Below are 14,890 nucleotides of genomic sequence, written 5' to 3' on the forward strand. Positions count from 1 at the left end.
AGGTACATTATGCGCCCGTTAACACCAAGACAATCTGAAATTCTTGAGCTTATTAAGGATAATCTGCACGCAACCGGCATGCCGCCGACTCGTGCCGAAATTGCCCATAAGCTGGGTTTCCGCTCTGCCAACTCGGCAGAGGAGCACCTGAAAGCGCTGGCCCGTAAAGGCGTTATCGAAATACTGCCCGGCATGTCGCGTGGTATTCGCCTCGTCGGCGATGACTACGATATCGCCGATGGCCTACCGTTAATCGGTCAGGTTGCAGCCGGTGAACCTTTATTGGCTGAACAACACGTTGAAGGCCATTACAAAATTGACGAGTCACTGTTTCATCCTGCCGCTAGTTTTTTACTAAAAGTAAACGGTATGAGCATGAGAGACATTGGCATTTTAGACGGTGACTTACTGGCTGTACATAAAACCGAACAAGCACGTAACGGACAAATAGTCGTTGCACGAGTTGAAGACGAAGTCACTGTAAAGCGTTTTGAACAGCGCGGAAAAACTATTTTGCTTCATCCTGAAAATGAAGATTTCTCTACTATTACTGTCAACCTTGCCGAGCAAGTTTTTGCCATTGAAGGGCTTGCGGTGGGTGTGATCAGAAACGGAGCGACCTTATGAAAACTCAATATCAGCAAAAACTACATCACCCGGGTTTGTGGACTGCCGAAGCGCCGGTGTCGCCTTTCCCTGTAGACGCGAAAAGCAGTCAGGATTCATTTGACGTCGATAGCCTGTCTCCGGTTGTACAGCAGGCTTTGCAACAAAAACCCAGCCAGTGGATAACCGTTATTGGTGGCGATAAAAACGTCATTCAGCAACTTATTGCCTGTGGCGTAGCTGAATCTCAAATCCGCTGGTTACGGAGTCACTCAGTTGAGCGCTGTGAATGGGCGCTGGAGCAAGCTCTACTGGCTGGTACCAGCAGTATGGTTATCGGTTATCTTGACTCTGTTTCCAGTCGTACATGGCAGCGTGCGAAAATGGCCAGTAAATTGAGCGAGACACAATATTTTCTGTTTGATAAAAACACACTGACATCCCACCTGCATTAACCCCACCTTTGTTAGTGTGTTTTCTTCCCAAAGGCTGCTTTTGCAGCCTTTTTTTAACAGATCCGCTTATTTTTTGTTCGTTCGTCTAATTTGATCTGGATCTTTCGTTGTAAATTCGTTAATAAATGCAGTACCCGAATATAAAAATAATATAACAACGATAACTACAACAAAGAGTCAGTAGAGAAAGCGATTTCTGGGGAGAAGCTGTACCTTTTTCTGCTTACCTCTTTGTTCTTCTAATTCAGGCTAGCAAAACTTGCTTTGCTGTCTCATTGAAGAATAAGAGGAGAAGCCACGTGAAAATGAAGCCTTTGTGGGCACTATTGGCGCTAACGAGTCTACCGGCTGCTGCTCAGTCGCGTCTCAATATGACCCAAGGTGTCACTGAAGTGAGTAACCGGGTTTACGATCTCCACATGACGATTTTCTACATCTGCTGTGTCATCGGCGTGATTGTATTTGGTCTCATGTTTATTTCGATGATCCGACACCGGAAGTCGAAGAACCCAACCCCATCCAATTTCCATGAAAACGTCAAAGTAGAAATAGCCTGGACTATAGTGCCTCTGTTGATACTTGCCGGCATGGCTGTACCCGCAACCACGACACTAATTGCCATGGAAGACACATCAGATGCGGATGTAACGGTGCAAGTCACTGGATCGCAATGGAAATGGCACTACAAATACTTTGAAAATGAGGTCGAGTACTTCAGCCGTTTAGCCACTCAGCAAGAACAAATTGATAATAAATTTGAGAAAGGCGAAAACTATTTATTAGAAGTGGACCGTCCATTGGTTATTCCAACTGATAAGAAAGTGCGCTTCTTGGTCACTTCAGACGATGTTATTCACAGCTGGTGGGTTCCGGACTTCGCCATCAAAAAAGACGCGAACCCCGGTTTTATTAATGAAACCTGGACTAAGGTCGACGAGCCCGGAATTTATCGTGGTCAATGCGCCGAACTGTGTGGCAAAGACCATGGCTTCATGCCAATCGTTGTTATAGCGAAGGAGCCCGCTGAATACGAAAAATGGATTACCGAGAAAGAAGAAGAGCAACGCAAAGCACGCGAACGTGAACAAGAGTTGCTTGCTATGGAAATGTCAGAAGATGAACTCATGGATCTCGGTGAAAAAGTATACAACAGTACTTGTGCAGCTTGTCACCAGGCTAACGGTCAAGGCGTAAACGGCGTGTTCCCGGCACTTGCTGGTTCAGGCGTTGCGGTAGACCCTGAAGCCGTAGACAAACACATCGACACCGTTGTTAACGGCGTTACCGGCACGGCTATGCAAGCCTTTGGAAGTCAGCTTTCAATGCGCGAATTAGCCGCAGTTATCACCTACGAGCGTAATGCCTGGGGTAACGATACCGGAGACCTGATTCAGGCCGCCGATATTAACGAAGTCATGAATCAATAAGGAGACGGTGATGAGCACTGTAGTGGAAGAGACACATCACGATACACACCACGATCATAAGCCGTCTGGTATTGGTCGCTGGCTATTTACAACGAACCATAAAGATATTGGTTCAATGTATTTATGGTTCAGCTTCACCATGTTTTTGGTGGGCGGTGCCATGGCAATGATCATTCGAGCGGAACTGTTTCAACCTGGACTGCAACTTGTTGAACCGCAGTTCTTTAACCAAATGACCACGGTGCATGGTCTGGTTATGATTTTCGGTGCCGTTATGCCTGCTTTTACCGGCTTGGCTAACTGGATGATCCCCATGATGATTGGCGCACCGGATATGGCACTGCCCCGGATGAATAACTGGAGCTTCTGGATTTTACCTTTTGCTTTCATGATTTTGTTGGGTTCTTTGTTTATGGAAGGTGGCGGCCCGGCATTTGGCTGGACAGCTTACGCACCGCTTTCAACAACTTACAGCTCGGATTCAACGGCATTGTTCGTATTTTCCGTACACATTATGGGTATTTCATCCATTATGGGGGCTATCAATGTGATAGTGACCATTATGAACATGCGCGCGCCGGGCATGAATTACATGAAAATGCCATTATTCGTCTGGACATGGTTTATTACAGCGTTTCTGCTGATTGCGGTCATGCCAGTACTGGCGGGCGCTGTCACCATGTTGTTAACGGACAAGTATTTCGGAACCAGCTTCTTTGATGCTGCAGGCGGCGGTGACCCAGTGATGTACCAGCATATATTCTGGTTCTTTGGGCATCCGGAAGTTTACATCATGATTTTACCGTCCTTCGGTATCATTTCAGCAATTATCCCGGCCTTTGCCCGCAAACGATTATTCGGCTACTCCTCCATGGTATATGCCACGGCGGCCATTGCCTTACTGTCCTTCCTGGTGTGGGCTCACCATATGTTCACCACCGGTATGCCAGTGTTTGCTGAGCTGTTCTTTATGTACTGCACCATGCTCATTGCGGTTCCCACCGGAGTGAAGATCTTTAACTGGGTAGCCACCATGTGGCGCGGCTCCATGACCTTTGAAACACCCATGCTGTTTGCGCTGGCGTTTGTGATCCTGTTTACCATAGGTGGTTTCTCCGGCTTAATGCTGGCTATAACTCCCGCTGACTTCCAGTATCACGACACGTACTTCGTCGTCGCCCACTTCCACTATGTTTTGGTCACAGGTGCCATTTTCTCTATTATGGCAGCGGCTTATTACTGGCTACCTAAGTGGACCGGGCATATGTACGACAGTACGCTGGCGAAAACTCACTTCTGGACATCGCTTATTTCCGTAAACGTGCTGTTCTTCCCTATGCACTTTGCAGGACTTGCCGGTATGCCAAGACGTATTCCGGATTACGCCACGCAGTTTGCTGATATTAACCAGATAGCAAGTATCGGTGGTTTTGCCTTTGGGCTATCACAGCTTATTTTCCTTTGGGTGGCTATTAAGTGCGTTAAAGGCGGCGAAAAAGCAGCGGCTAAACCCTGGGAAGGCGCGGAAGGACTGGAGTGGACAGTTCCGTCACCAGCGCCTTATCACACCTTTGAAAAACCGCCCAAAGTGGAGTGATAAATCATGTCTGAACAGCGTCCCGACAACAGCATTCTGGTTAAGCGACTGTTACTGACAGTCGCTGGAATGTTCGCATTCGGCTTCGCCCTGGTACCACTTTATGATGTTTTTTGTGAAGTGACCGGCTTTAACGGCCGTACCAGTAACGAAGCAGCGGTTTATCAACAGGTTGAAGTGGATGAATCACGCACGGTCACGGTGCAATTCCTGACACGCAATGCCAAAGGTATTCCGTGGAAGTTTGAGCCATCGATCAAGCAAGTCAAGATTCATCCCGGTGAAGTTAAAGTAGTTAATTTTTTAGCAGGAAACCCGACTTCCTCAAACATGATCGCTCAGGCTATTCCATCTGTAGCGCCTGCGGAAGCCTCTCTTTACCTGAACAAAGTAGAATGCTTTTGCTTTAACCAGCAACCGCTGGCCGCTGGCGCTGAAACAGAAATGCCAATGCAGTTTTATCTGGACCCGGACATTCCCGATCATATTACGACCTTTACCCTGTCATACACGCTGTACGATATGACAGCCAATACGTCGGCTGAAGCAATTGCTCAGCTGTTAAAAACAGAATAAGGAAACGACGTTATGGCAGAACAACAAAGTTATTATGTTCCTGCTTCCAGTCCCTGGCCAATTGTTGGTGCAGTTGGGCTAGGCTTAATTGCCTGGGGCGCTGGACACACTGTTATTGATATGAGCAAAGAGCAGGATGGTTATGGCAGTACTGTATTGACCATTGGCTTAGTCGTTATAGCCGTCATGCTCTTTGGTTGGTTTCGTGACCAAATCAACGAATCCATGAGCGGTAAATACAGTAACCAACTCGGCGACTCCTACAAACAAGGTATGAGCTGGTTTATTTTCTCCGAAGTCATGTTCTTTGCTGCTTTTTTTGGTGCCCTTTTCTACGCTCGCGTTATTGCCGTTCAGTGGCTGGGAGGAGACAGTAACAATGCTATGACCAATGAGGTTCTGTGGCCAGAGTTTGTTGCGCAATGGCCGTTGGTAAAAACACCAGGCGGCACTGAAACCCAGGCTATGGGTTGGTATGGTCTGCCGGCTATCAACACGCTTATTTTGTTGGCCAGTTCAGTGACCTGTCACTTTGCTCACACCGGCCTGGAACAAAATAAACGTAAACAGCTAACCGCAATGCTGGGCGTTACCATTATTCTGGGTTGCATTTTCCTCTATCTGCAAGGCGCTGAGTATGTGCATGCCTACCAAGATTTAAATCTAACGCTTGATTCCGGTGTTTATGGCAACACCTTTTATATGCTCACCGGGTTCCACGGTATGCACGTAACCTTAGGAACCGTGATGCTTATCATCATGTTCCTGAGGGTTTTGAAGGGGCATTTTACACCAGATAACCACTTCGCTTTTCAGGCGACCAGCTGGTACTGGCACTTTGTTGATGTCGTTTGGTTATGCCTGTTCGTCGTGGTTTACATACTCTAAAAAAACGCCCCGTCTAATAGGGGCGCGGGTTTAAAGGTAAAAAGCCACTAACCGTCGCCGCTATCAATATCACAAGGATAACGGCGGCCACTCCCACCCTCTTCCCCAGGTAATGGGACATGGGTGGTTTATTCGGGTCATTGCGCAGCATACTAAATAAAGCGCGAAACAGATTCACCACCATATAACCAAGCAGCAGTACAATAATGATTTTAAAAAAGACCAACATACGTTTTCCTCTTATCGCTACGTTAGTTACTCTGCTGGCAATTGCGGTGTTGGTCAAGCTGGGTTTTTGGCAACTAGAGCGCGCAGAAGAAAAACGTAACCTATTTTCCGATTACGAACAGCAACAATCAAAAGGGGACGCAACGGCACTGTCTCAGCTAGGGGCTATATCTTCTGAGTCTGCTCGCTTTCTTTTCGTTAAAATGGAAGGCGAATTTGTTAAACAACCGGTCTTTTTTCTCGATAATAAGATGACCGATGGTATTGTCGGTTATCAGGTTATTGCCTTGTTCCGCGCTGACGCCAAACCCGATAATTATATTCCCGTTAATATGGGCTGGTTACCGGCTCCGGCATCCCGACAAGAACTGCCCAAAATAGATATTGCCGAGGGCAGGCGGAATCTTACGGGTTACCTGTACTTCCCTTCAAACAACAAATTTGTCAGTAATACTTATGAAACCAAGTTAGCTGATGACCGAATACGAGTGCAAGAATTTCAGCCTAATGCCATTAGTAAAGAACTCGATATTCCGTTAACTGACTACACCTTTTTATTAAAATCGCCAGAGACCCTGGGGTGGCAGCGTAACTGGAAACCTCAGGTTATGTCGCCCGAAAAACATCAGGGTTACGCGGTTCAGTGGTTTTCGCTGGCCATTGCATGCTTGGTGATTTTTGTATTTGCTGTTATAAAACTGAATAAACAACCAAAAAAAGAGGAGACCCGATGAGCTCCCTGAATCGCTCTCGCCGTTCCATGATTATTGTTTTCCTTGCTTTTATAGTCCCCGTTTTGGCCGCGTGGCTTTTTTTGTCTCAAAACTGGTATGAGGCGGGAACCAATAAAGGCATTTTATTGCAACCCACCATTACCTTAGAACAACAAGCCGAACAGCTACCAGAAGGTTGGCAAGTGGGATATATCGCCCCGCAGAACTGTGCAATCACCTGCGAAAATGCTTTATACGTTATGAACCAAATCGATGTCGCTATTGGCAAAGACACCGATAGGCTAACCCCTGTAGTGTTGCACCAAAGCGAAAGCCTTCAGGCTGGCTTTAATCATAGTGCCCCGCATATTACCCAGCTGGTAACGCCTGAACTGATCGAACAACTTTCAGCTCTGCCCGAAAACACCTTGTTTATTATCGACCCGATGCATAACGTCATGCTGTATTACCCCACCCATGAGGACAAAGAGCAAATGATAACGGAAGGTAAAAACGTGTTGGCGGATCTTCGTAAACTGCTTAAATTGTCCAGAATTGGGTAGGGAAATGACATGCGTTTACTGGTAAAAATTAGTGTTTTTTTTGCTTTTATCGTTATTGTTCTTGGCGCCTTTACCCGGCTCACTGAAGCAGGCCTGGGTTGTCCTGACTGGCCCGGCTGCTACGGTTTTTTGAAGGTACCGTCGCAGGAGGAGCACATTCAGCAGGCGGAACTTAGGTTCCCGGATGCACCTGTGGAGCACGCCAAAGCCTGGAACGAAATGGTGCACCGCTACTTTGCTGGCACCCTGGGGTTATTAATATTGACCATTGCCATTATTTCCTGGGTTAAAAGCCGTCGTTACAGTCATTACCCGACTCCGGTTAAATTGCCCACTTTGCTTCTCGGGCTAGTAATATTTCAGGCGGCTCTGGGTATGTGGACAGTTACCATGAACCTGCAACCGCTCATAGTTATGGGGCATTTGCTGGGCGGCTTTTCGATTATATCACTGCTATATCTGCTCTCGCTGCGGCTGTCATCATTTCGGCTGGCCGGTGGTGACCCGGAACTCAGGCGCTATCGAGGGCTGGCATTTTTTACGCTACTGGTGGTTATTGGTCAAATAGCCTTAGGTGGTTGGGTTGCTGCAAACTATGCCGCCGTAGCCTGCACTGAGCTACCTTTTTGCGAAGGTAACTGGACGGCGCAGCTGGACTTTGCCGGAGCCTTCAGCATACCCGAGGCTGACACCTATCAATACGGTGCTCATGACTACAACGACCGTATGACTATGCACGTAATGCACAGAGTGGGCGCTATTATTACTTTTTTAGTGATTTGTACTCTACTCTTTAAATGCTGGCGAAAAGCGAAGTCACACTTTTTCCGGCGCTCATTAATTGTTATTGGCTTGTTATTATCTTTGCAAATTCTGCTGGGTATTAGTAACGTAGTCTTTCAATTACCGCTTTGGAATGCAGTGGCACATAATGCCGTAGGGGCTTTATTTTTGCTGTCGCTGGTCGCGTTGAACTACAACTTGTCCAGAAAAGCGTAGAGGAGTTGAAACTATGCAATCCGTTGCCACAAATAATATAACAAAGACGCGCAACGCTCATTGGCGGGACTACCTTGAACTGACCAAGCCCCGTGTCGTCGCCTTGCTGTTACTCACCGCCGTGGTTGGCATGTGTCTGGCCACTGAAGAACTGGTGTCGCTGAAAGTACTAGTGCCGGCGCTGACTGGTATTGGACTCATGTCTGCCGCTGCGGCCGCCATTAATCACCTAGTTGACCGCCATATTGACGCAAAAATGGCGCGCACACTTCGGCGTCCGCTGCCTCAGGGAAATTTGTCACCTGCAAAAGTCACCACGTTCGCTGCATCTATAGGTGTCATTGGTTTTGTGACCCTGTATGCCTGGGTTAATCCATTAACTGCCTGGTTAACCTTTGCCAGTATGGTGGGTTACGCTGTGGTTTATACCATGTTCTTAAAACGCGCAACGCCGCAGAACATTGTTATTGGTGGTTTAGCCGGTGCTGCACCACCGTTACTGGGCTGGACCTCGGTGACCAACGAAATTAACGCGCCGGCGGTGCTGCTGGTTATGATCATATTCACCTGGACTCCCCCCCACTTCTGGGCACTTGCGGTACACCGCGCTAAAGATTATGCCCGAGCTAAAGTGCCAATGCTGCCGGTAACCCATGGTATTGAGTTCACCAAAACCTGTATTTTTCTGTACACCGTTTTGCTGACCGTGGTTTGCCTTATGCCATTTTTAATTGGCATGACAGGCATGATTTATCTGGTTGGCGTCAGTGTACTTAATGCTATTTTCCTGGCTTACGCCTGGAAGTTGAAATACTCGCCCAGCAAGAAAACAGCCTTTAACATGTTTGCCTTCTCTATCTGGCACCTCATGCTGCTGTTTGTGATTTTACTGGTCGATCACTACGTATAACTGGAGTAAGACATGAGTCGTATCGTTACGCTGCTGGCTGCGCTTATCGCCCTTGCTGCAGGGTTCGCAGTTTACAACTTTTGGCCCGAAGAAAAGCCGGAAGCTTTAATTTATGAGCCGCCTCGTGCGTTAAAATCATTTAAGTTAAACAGCACAGCCGACGGCGCTATTGAAAACGATGCACTGAAAGGTCAGTGGACCTTACTCTTTACCGGTTATACCTTCTGTCCTGATATCTGTCCAACCACCATGTCAGACTTAAAAGGAGTGCTACCTTCATTACAGGAAGAAGTGTCTAAACCGGTGAAAGTCTGGATGATTTCAGTTGACCCTCAGCGTGATGACATTGAACGTTTAACTCAATACGTTAACTATTTTGGTGACGACTTTGTTGGTGTGCGAGCCGAGCACAAAGAGCTGTTCCCTTTCGTACGTGATTTAGGCTTAATGTATTCCATTCCCGATGAAGGCGAGGAAAATTACTTGGTTAACCACAGCGCCGCTATTATTCTGGTTAACCCGAACGGGCACCGTAAAGCGATATTTAATGCCGACCACCAACGTGGGGAAATACCGGTAGTCGACATGGAACAACTGGCAAAAGATTTTGCCATTATCGCCAATTAGTCAGGCCAACTGCCTGACTCGTTCGGATGGATAAGTGCTACGGAATACCAATAGTAACGAGACTCTGATGCGCTGGGTGCCGTGCAATTGACGCGTGAGCGCCCAATGTTAATGTCCTTTTCAAGCGTCACACTAAACTGAGTATCGCTTTCCCATTCAGGTTTTAAGACTGAACCTCCGGCAAAGCATTGCAGCGCATCGGTACGCATATCGTTTAGTGTATCGCCCGCTTCCAGCGTTACGCTAATCGTTGGGCGCTTATTTTCATGTGCGACTAAAGGCTCTTCCGGTTGGTAAGCACTTACCGGCATGGCTTTCGAATTCAACTTGGCTTTCAGCGTATTTAAGTTCGCGTAGATACCCGACGCAGGGAAACGCGTAATAACAGTATCCTCACTCCACTTAGACCATGGGCCTGAATGCTGAGCAAAGGCCAGAAAGCCCCATTCATCCAGTAAAGCTCGCAACTCGTTGTTGTACTCACCGTAAGGATAGGCAAAATACTTCTGCTGTTCGCCTAAGTTCTCATCAATGGCTTCTTGTGCGGTAATAACATCGTAATGCATACGTTCGCGCCATTCTTCACCACTCTCACCTTCCTGCTTGCGAATAAGGTGTGCGTGAGTCTGCCCGTGGTTAGCAATAGTCGCCCCGTTCTGCTGAATTTCTTTAAGCTCTTCCCAGCCCATGTAATGGCCGCTGTGCTTACGCAAGAGCTCAGGGTTAACGAACACCGTATAGGGCATTTCAAACTCTTCCAGAACCTTTACAGCGTTTTCATAGACGTTTTGGTAGCCGTCGTCGAAGGTTATAACAACGGCTTTTTCGGGAAGCTCTTCGCCTTTTTCAATGGCATCACGAGCGTCAGTAATATCAATAACGTTAAAGTTGTGCTCCTGCAGGTATTGCAGATGCTCACGAAAAGTCTCCGGGTCAATAGAGGTAACAGCCGGAGTTGAGTCACTCACATAGTGATACTGCAACACCACCACACTGTTGGCGCTGCCTGCCTGAGCTAATGGTGAGCACCCCAGCAATAACCCCGACGCGGCACTCAACGTCATTTTGTTCAACATCTTCATACTGACTCCTGATAAAGTATAAAAGCCGTTTTTAACCGAGTTTACTTAAGGATAGTTATGCACAAGCTGTTTGGGTTTTCATTGTCTGATCACAGCCGCGTTTTTGCGATTGCCCTACCAATGATCATTTCCAATATTGCTGCGCCACTTCTCGGTCTGGTCGATACTGCCATCATAGGCCATTTGCCGGACGCTATCTACTTATCCGCCGTTGCCGTTGGCGCCATGGTGGTCAGTTTTATTTATCTGCTGGCGGTGTTTTTGCGCATGGCCACAACCGGTTACATAGCTCAGTCGTACGGTGCCGATGACATACAGGCTCAGCGCCAGCACTTTAATAACGGCATTATTATTGCGCTGGGTTTAGGTGTTTTAATAGCGGTTGCCAGCCCGTTAATTAATGACTTAGCTATGTGGGTTATCGCCCCTTCTGCCGAGCTCGAAGGCTACGCCCGCGATTACATCGAAATACGCCTATGGTCTGCACCGGCTTCGCTGATAACGCTGGTCGCTCTGGGGGTATTATTAGGCCGACAAAACAGCCGCAAAGCCATGCTTCTGGTGATAATCACCAACGCCGTGAATGTGGTGATGGATGTGATACTAATCCTCGGCTTTGGACTGAATGTAAAAGGTGCCGCCTGGGCGTCGCTTAGTGCTGAGTGGGTGACCGCTATTGTCGGCTTCTACTGGACCGCCCGCGCGCTGGGCTGGCACTTACGCCACTGGCAGCTGAAGTTTCAGCAGCTGCGTCAGTTTTTAGGCGTTAACGGTAATATTTTTATACGCAGTCTGATACTGCAGCTCTGTATGGCAACCATGACCGGCTACGCCACTCGCTACGGCAGTACCATGGTGGCGGTTAACGCCGTACTAATGCAATTTCTTATGTTGATATCGCTGGGCTTAGACGGCATTGCTTATTCTGTGGAAGCTTTAGCTGGCGAAGCTAAAGGTCAGAAGCGCTACGATAAAATCCGTTACTGGTGCAAAATTACTTTGCTCTGGTCATCACTCTTTGCTGTGGTTTATACGTTGGTTTTTGCCCTGGCCGGCAGTGCAATTATTCGCCTTATTACCGATATTCCTGAAATCATCCGGGTTGCCGAAAACTACCTGCCATGGATAGTGGTGTTGCCACTCATTGCTCACTGGAGCTATTGGTTTGACGGTGTTTTCATTGGTTTATCGTTCAGCCGTGGTATGCGTAATACGATGATCTTAAGCGCTTTAATTGGCTTTCTGCCTTTATGGTGGGCGGGATTGCCGCTGGAGAACCACGGTCTGTGGTTAGCTCTCAGCGGCTTTTTATTCATGCGTGGTATTACCCAGGCAATTTGGCTTAAATACTTTAGTTCGCCAGGTCATCCATCAGGATAAGCTGTGGTGGCAAACCTCCGTCAGTTGCATCAACCGCAACTGCCGTGTAGATACCACCGCCCTCTAAAGTCAGCACCGGCGTCTGGATAGCAATGTCCTGCGTGCCTGTTGCGGTTACAGTAACCACGTAGTCACCCGGAGTTAACGAAACGTTGCCGGTGCTCACCAGGCCTTCTGCGTCAAACGCAATATCGGTAAAAGCAGCGTCTGCGCCGCTAATATCATCGGTTTCTGTAACGTAGATATCAACATTACCGGCACTTGGCGCTGCGTGAACCAACTGTATTTTGGCTGCAGTCGCCACGCTGCGACGCTCTTCAGTCAACACTTGCAGACCAATAGTACTCAGTTCACCGACAGCATAAACTGAATAACTCATTGCGTTTTCCACTTCCAGAGGCAGGTCCTCAAGCACTACGGGAGAACCTCCGGCAGCGGCAACATCAACACTGTATTCAGCGGCTTCCAGATTTAAGTAGTCTGTTGCACTTAAAAATGCCAGGTCAGCAATTTGAGGATCCGCAGCATCATTTAATGTCACATCAACATTCGGTGCATCAGCTACGGCGTGCACGACGCGAACATCCGCACCAGCGTCTGCATCATTGATTAAGGTGGTTGTTTCACCGTCGCTCACTTGCAGAGTAACGGGTGAATTCGCAGAATTAGCAGCAAAATTATTGGTTGCGGCAATAATATAATCACCACCGTCAGCCAGGCTCACGGTTCCTGAGTCGTAAATTACTGCATCGTCACCCGCACCGGTTAAACGAATGCGGTAGTCACCGGTTTCCACATCAACCTGACCACTGTCTTCGCCGTAAGCAAGCGTTAAAGTAGCTGAGGCACTGCTTAACTCAGCGTCCGGAGTTGTCAAATACATATCAACACTCGGCGCACCATACGCAACATGTACCACCTGAATACGGCTTTCACCTGCCGCAACATCCGATACAGGGTTAGAAAGAACCAATGGCTCTAAAGACTCGTCACCCAGCTGACCGGCAGCAAAAACTTCGTAGCGAGTATCAGCAGCAAAAGTTAAGGACGCCGGACCAATAGCATCAACAGTACTTTCATCGGGTGAAATACCCTGAACCGTAATGTCATAGTCACCGGCATCAACTTCCAGAACGCCGGAAGATGTATGGTAAGGCACATTTTCTAATAATGCGGTTTCACCTGCTAAAACATTAACGTTGGGTGAATCGGCAGAGGTGTGGTGTACCCGTACAAAGCTTGATTCAGCTTCAGGAGGTGGTGTGTTAGTATCGTCATTGTCACTGTCGAACCAGTCACAACCTGTGATGAGAAAAAGCGATGTCGCTATGACACCCAGTTTTTTGATCCCTTGCATAATTTAAATCCTCGTATTGATTAGGCAAATATCGTTACGAGCATTTTTTGTGCAAGGGATCACATTTTTATAACATCAAAAAATCGAAAGATACTAAGTTGTATAATCGAAAGGTCTAGTAGTAGGAGTGTTCTCCGGGCTCATGATCAGTGATATCACGCACGCCTTTCACTTCTTCCGGGAAACGCTCAAGCAACTCTTTTTCAATGCCGTTTTTCAGCGTTACGTCAATCATACTGCAACCATTACAGCCACCGCCGAATTGCAGAATAGCAACGCCGTCATCAGTAATTTCCGAAATCATTACCTGACCGCCATGGCTGGCCAATTGCGGGTTAATTTCAGCTTGTATAACGTACTCTACCCGCTCAATTAATGGGGCGTCATCGGCCACTTTACGCGCTTTGGCGTTAGGCGCTTTAAGAGTTAACTGAGAGCCCATTTCCTGCTCTTCAAAATCAATAGCGGCGTCTTCTAAAAAAGGCGCACTGCCTGAATCCACTACAGCATCAAAACCATTAAACGGCAGACGCTCATCGTCCGGTTCGACCGAATCCGGCGGGCAATAAGAAACACCACACTCTGCATTCGCCATACCCGGATTAACCACAAACACACGAATACACGTGCCATCGGGCTGATCGGCTAATAGCTTCTGAAAGTGGGACTGCGCTGCTTCTGAAATACGAATCATAAATACTGACCTCACGGCTTATACCTGAGTAAATTACTAGGGTATAGTGTAACCGAAACGCCCTGCAGTTTCTAGTCGTGCTGGTTATAGACAACCGCCCACGCATCCACCGCTCTAGCCCCTTTTTTGTAGAGCGCATCAGCCGCCGCCATCATAGTGGCGCCGGTACTCAGCACGTCGTCCACAACCGCTACCGTACAGCCACTAAAATCCTGTAAAGCGAGTTGGCTGCCCCGACTGTTCTCCCAGCGTAATGCCTTTGATGCCATATGCTGCATGGGCACGGCTCGTATTTTACGTAACCCGCCCGCAATGTAAGGTAACTCAAGAGCCACTGACACATGCCGCGCCAGTAATGCAGTCTGGTGAAAACCTCTTTTACGCCAGGCTTGTTGCGTCATAGGCACCGCAACTACGCAGTCCGGCAGTGCCTGTTCGCGATAGCAAAGGCGTAAATGAGCCGCTAACTGGTTTGCCAGTAAAGGGGCCAGCTCGGCTTTATAGCGAAATTTAAACTGAGTAATAAGCTGCTGTACCTGCGGCTCCCAGCGCAATGCACCGTACCAGTAACGGCACGGCTTCTGCTCCGCCACTAAATGCCGCTCAATATCGGACAAATGCTGACAACAACGCGGATACCAACGCGGCAGTGCTTCTTCGCAATAAGGGCAAAGGCTTGCAGCGGCCACCTTAGAATAACCGCAACTCCAGCATGTGCCCAACTCAAAAGCATTGGCGAAACGCTGTAAAAACGCTAGCATACCACCCCTTAGTTAATAATTCGGACA

The 14,890-nt window shown here is 48.0% G+C and carries 17 protein-coding genes; 12 read left to right on the forward strand and 5 right to left on the reverse strand.

Annotation, left to right across the window (positions count from 1 at the left end; translation table 11 throughout):
• Positions 1-9: 9 nt before the first annotated feature.
• From lexA to ACN0RF_RS08015, 6 genes are all read left to right on the forward strand, one after another.
• A complete protein-coding gene (lexA, locus tag ACN0RF_RS07990; RefSeq protein WP_011233524.1) occupies positions 10-627 on the forward strand; it encodes a transcriptional repressor LexA in 618 nt (205 codons plus the stop codon).
• Positions 624-1,061: an SOS-response cell division inhibitor gene (locus tag ACN0RF_RS07995; RefSeq protein WP_417438615.1), complete on the forward strand. Its 438-nt coding sequence runs from the start codon at positions 624-626 to the stop codon at positions 1,059-1,061. The genes lexA and ACN0RF_RS07995 overlap by 4 nt, the downstream gene beginning before the upstream one ends.
• Before the next feature lie 305 nt (positions 1,062-1,366).
• Positions 1,367-2,488 (forward strand): cytochrome c oxidase subunit II, encoded by a 1,122-nt coding sequence (coxB, locus tag ACN0RF_RS08000; RefSeq protein WP_417438799.1) that lies wholly within the window; start codon positions 1,367-1,369, stop codon positions 2,486-2,488.
• A gap of 10 nt (positions 2,489-2,498) precedes the next feature.
• The gene (ctaD, locus tag ACN0RF_RS08005) at positions 2,499-4,085 is read left to right on the forward strand and encodes a cytochrome c oxidase subunit I (RefSeq protein WP_110013040.1); all 1,587 of its coding nucleotides are present in this window, start codon (positions 2,499-2,501) and stop codon (positions 4,083-4,085) included.
• Positions 4,086-4,091: 6 nt separating this feature from the next.
• The gene (locus tag ACN0RF_RS08010; RefSeq protein WP_011233520.1) at positions 4,092-4,661 is read left to right on the forward strand and encodes a cytochrome c oxidase assembly protein; all 570 of its coding nucleotides are present in this window, start codon (positions 4,092-4,094) and stop codon (positions 4,659-4,661) included.
• Between the two features lie 12 nt (positions 4,662-4,673).
• Positions 4,674-5,549 carry a cytochrome c oxidase subunit 3 gene (locus ACN0RF_RS08015; protein WP_011233519.1) on the forward strand — a complete coding sequence of 292 codons (876 nt, stop codon included), beginning with the start codon at positions 4,674-4,676 and terminating at the stop codon, positions 5,547-5,549.
• Positions 5,550-5,562: 13 nt separating this feature from the next.
• Here the strand turns inward: ACN0RF_RS08015 and ACN0RF_RS08020 are convergent, their stop codons facing one another.
• Positions 5,563-5,778 (reverse strand): DUF2909 domain-containing protein, encoded by a 216-nt coding sequence (locus tag ACN0RF_RS08020; protein ID WP_016341259.1) that lies wholly within the window; start codon positions 5,776-5,778, stop codon positions 5,563-5,565.
• On the opposite strand from ACN0RF_RS08020, the gene ACN0RF_RS08025 reads away from it, so the two are divergent.
• From ACN0RF_RS08025 to ACN0RF_RS08045, 5 genes are read left to right on the forward strand one after another with little or no spacing between them, the layout of a single operon-like run.
• The gene (locus ACN0RF_RS08025) at positions 5,756-6,511 is read left to right on the forward strand and encodes an SURF1 family protein (RefSeq protein WP_417438616.1); all 756 of its coding nucleotides are present in this window, start codon (positions 5,756-5,758) and stop codon (positions 6,509-6,511) included. The two genes, ACN0RF_RS08020 and ACN0RF_RS08025, sit on opposite strands and share 23 nt — an antisense overlap.
• A complete protein-coding gene (locus ACN0RF_RS08030; RefSeq protein WP_011233517.1) occupies positions 6,508-7,053 on the forward strand; it encodes a hypothetical protein in 546 nt (181 codons plus the stop codon). The genes ACN0RF_RS08025 and ACN0RF_RS08030 overlap by 4 nt, the downstream gene beginning before the upstream one ends.
• 9 nt (positions 7,054-7,062) lie before the next feature.
• Positions 7,063-8,052 carry a COX15/CtaA family protein gene (locus tag ACN0RF_RS08035; RefSeq protein WP_417438617.1) on the forward strand — a complete coding sequence of 330 codons (990 nt, stop codon included), beginning with the start codon at positions 7,063-7,065 and terminating at the stop codon, positions 8,050-8,052.
• Between the two features lie 13 nt (positions 8,053-8,065).
• A complete protein-coding gene (cyoE, locus tag ACN0RF_RS08040) occupies positions 8,066-8,962 on the forward strand; it encodes a heme o synthase (RefSeq protein ID WP_011233515.1) in 897 nt (298 codons plus the stop codon).
• A gap of 12 nt (positions 8,963-8,974) precedes the next feature.
• Positions 8,975-9,589, forward strand: a complete 615-nt coding sequence (locus ACN0RF_RS08045) for an SCO family protein (RefSeq protein ID WP_034818912.1) — start codon at positions 8,975-8,977, stop codon at positions 9,587-9,589.
• Here the strand turns inward: ACN0RF_RS08045 and ACN0RF_RS08050 are convergent.
• Complete coding sequence (locus ACN0RF_RS08050) at positions 9,586-10,671, reverse strand: polysaccharide deacetylase family protein (protein WP_417438618.1); 1,086 nt, start codon at positions 10,669-10,671, stop codon at positions 9,586-9,588. The two genes, ACN0RF_RS08045 and ACN0RF_RS08050, sit on opposite strands and share 4 nt — an antisense overlap.
• Positions 10,672-10,728: 57 nt before the next feature.
• On the opposite strand from ACN0RF_RS08050, the gene ACN0RF_RS08055 reads away from it, so the two are divergent.
• On the forward strand, positions 10,729-12,051 hold the full coding sequence (locus ACN0RF_RS08055; RefSeq protein ID WP_417438619.1) for an MATE family efflux transporter: 1,323 nt from the start codon (positions 10,729-10,731) through the stop codon (positions 12,049-12,051).
• Here ACN0RF_RS08055 and ACN0RF_RS08060 read toward each other — a convergent pair.
• The 3 genes from ACN0RF_RS08060 to ACN0RF_RS08070 form a co-directional block, all read right to left on the reverse strand.
• Entirely contained in the window at positions 12,023-13,408 is a 1,386-nt protein-coding gene (locus ACN0RF_RS08060; RefSeq protein WP_417438620.1) for a DUF4397 domain-containing protein, read from the reverse strand. The two genes, ACN0RF_RS08055 and ACN0RF_RS08060, sit on opposite strands and share 29 nt — an antisense overlap.
• A gap of 115 nt (positions 13,409-13,523) precedes the next feature.
• Positions 13,524-14,102 carry a Fe-S biogenesis protein NfuA gene (nfuA, locus tag ACN0RF_RS08065; RefSeq protein ID WP_286824108.1) on the reverse strand — a complete coding sequence of 193 codons (579 nt, stop codon included), beginning with the start codon at positions 14,100-14,102 and terminating at the stop codon, positions 13,524-13,526.
• Positions 14,103-14,173: 71 nt separating this feature from the next.
• Positions 14,174-14,863 carry a ComF family protein gene (locus ACN0RF_RS08070; RefSeq protein ID WP_417438621.1) on the reverse strand — a complete coding sequence of 230 codons (690 nt, stop codon included), beginning with the start codon at positions 14,861-14,863 and terminating at the stop codon, positions 14,174-14,176.
• Positions 14,864-14,890 lie beyond the last annotated feature (27 nt).

Source organism: Idiomarina sp., assembly GCF_048260185.1.
GTDB lineage: Bacteria > Pseudomonadota > Gammaproteobacteria > Enterobacterales > Alteromonadaceae > Idiomarina.

What these genes read in the sequence shown, in the direction of transcription:
- lexA (WP_011233524.1), top strand. Translation starts at nt 10, where the DNA reads ATGCGCCCGTTAACACCAAGACAATCTGAAATTCTTGAGCTTATTAAG.
- ACN0RF_RS07995 (WP_417438615.1), top strand. Translation starts at nt 624, where the DNA reads ATGAAAACTCAATATCAGCAAAAACTACATCACCCGGGTTTGTGGACT.
- coxB (WP_417438799.1), top strand. Translation starts at nt 1,367, where the DNA reads ATGAAGCCTTTGTGGGCACTATTGGCGCTAACGAGTCTACCGGCTGCT.
- ctaD (WP_110013040.1), top strand. Translation starts at nt 2,499, where the DNA reads ATGAGCACTGTAGTGGAAGAGACACATCACGATACACACCACGATCAT.
- ACN0RF_RS08010 (WP_011233520.1), top strand. Translation starts at nt 4,092, where the DNA reads ATGTCTGAACAGCGTCCCGACAACAGCATTCTGGTTAAGCGACTGTTA.
- ACN0RF_RS08015 (WP_011233519.1), top strand. Translation starts at nt 4,674, where the DNA reads ATGGCAGAACAACAAAGTTATTATGTTCCTGCTTCCAGTCCCTGGCCA.
- ACN0RF_RS08025 (WP_417438616.1), top strand. Translation starts at nt 5,756, where the DNA reads ATGATTTTAAAAAAGACCAACATACGTTTTCCTCTTATCGCTACGTTA.
- ACN0RF_RS08020 (WP_016341259.1), bottom strand. Translation starts at nt 5,778, where the DNA reads ATGTTGGTCTTTTTTAAAATCATTATTGTACTGCTGCTTGGTTATATG.
- ACN0RF_RS08030 (WP_011233517.1), top strand. Translation starts at nt 6,508, where the DNA reads ATGAGCTCCCTGAATCGCTCTCGCCGTTCCATGATTATTGTTTTCCTT.
- ACN0RF_RS08035 (WP_417438617.1), top strand. Translation starts at nt 7,063, where the DNA reads ATGCGTTTACTGGTAAAAATTAGTGTTTTTTTTGCTTTTATCGTTATT.
- cyoE (WP_011233515.1), top strand. Translation starts at nt 8,066, where the DNA reads ATGCAATCCGTTGCCACAAATAATATAACAAAGACGCGCAACGCTCAT.
- ACN0RF_RS08045 (WP_034818912.1), top strand. Translation starts at nt 8,975, where the DNA reads ATGAGTCGTATCGTTACGCTGCTGGCTGCGCTTATCGCCCTTGCTGCA.
- ACN0RF_RS08050 (WP_417438618.1), bottom strand. Translation starts at nt 10,671, where the DNA reads ATGAAGATGTTGAACAAAATGACGTTGAGTGCCGCGTCGGGGTTATTG.
- ACN0RF_RS08055 (WP_417438619.1), top strand. Translation starts at nt 10,729, where the DNA reads ATGCACAAGCTGTTTGGGTTTTCATTGTCTGATCACAGCCGCGTTTTT.
- ACN0RF_RS08060 (WP_417438620.1), bottom strand. Translation starts at nt 13,408, where the DNA reads ATGCAAGGGATCAAAAAACTGGGTGTCATAGCGACATCGCTTTTTCTC.
- nfuA (WP_286824108.1), bottom strand. Translation starts at nt 14,102, where the DNA reads ATGATTCGTATTTCAGAAGCAGCGCAGTCCCACTTTCAGAAGCTATTA.
- ACN0RF_RS08070 (WP_417438621.1), bottom strand. Translation starts at nt 14,863, where the DNA reads ATGCTAGCGTTTTTACAGCGTTTCGCCAATGCTTTTGAGTTGGGCACA.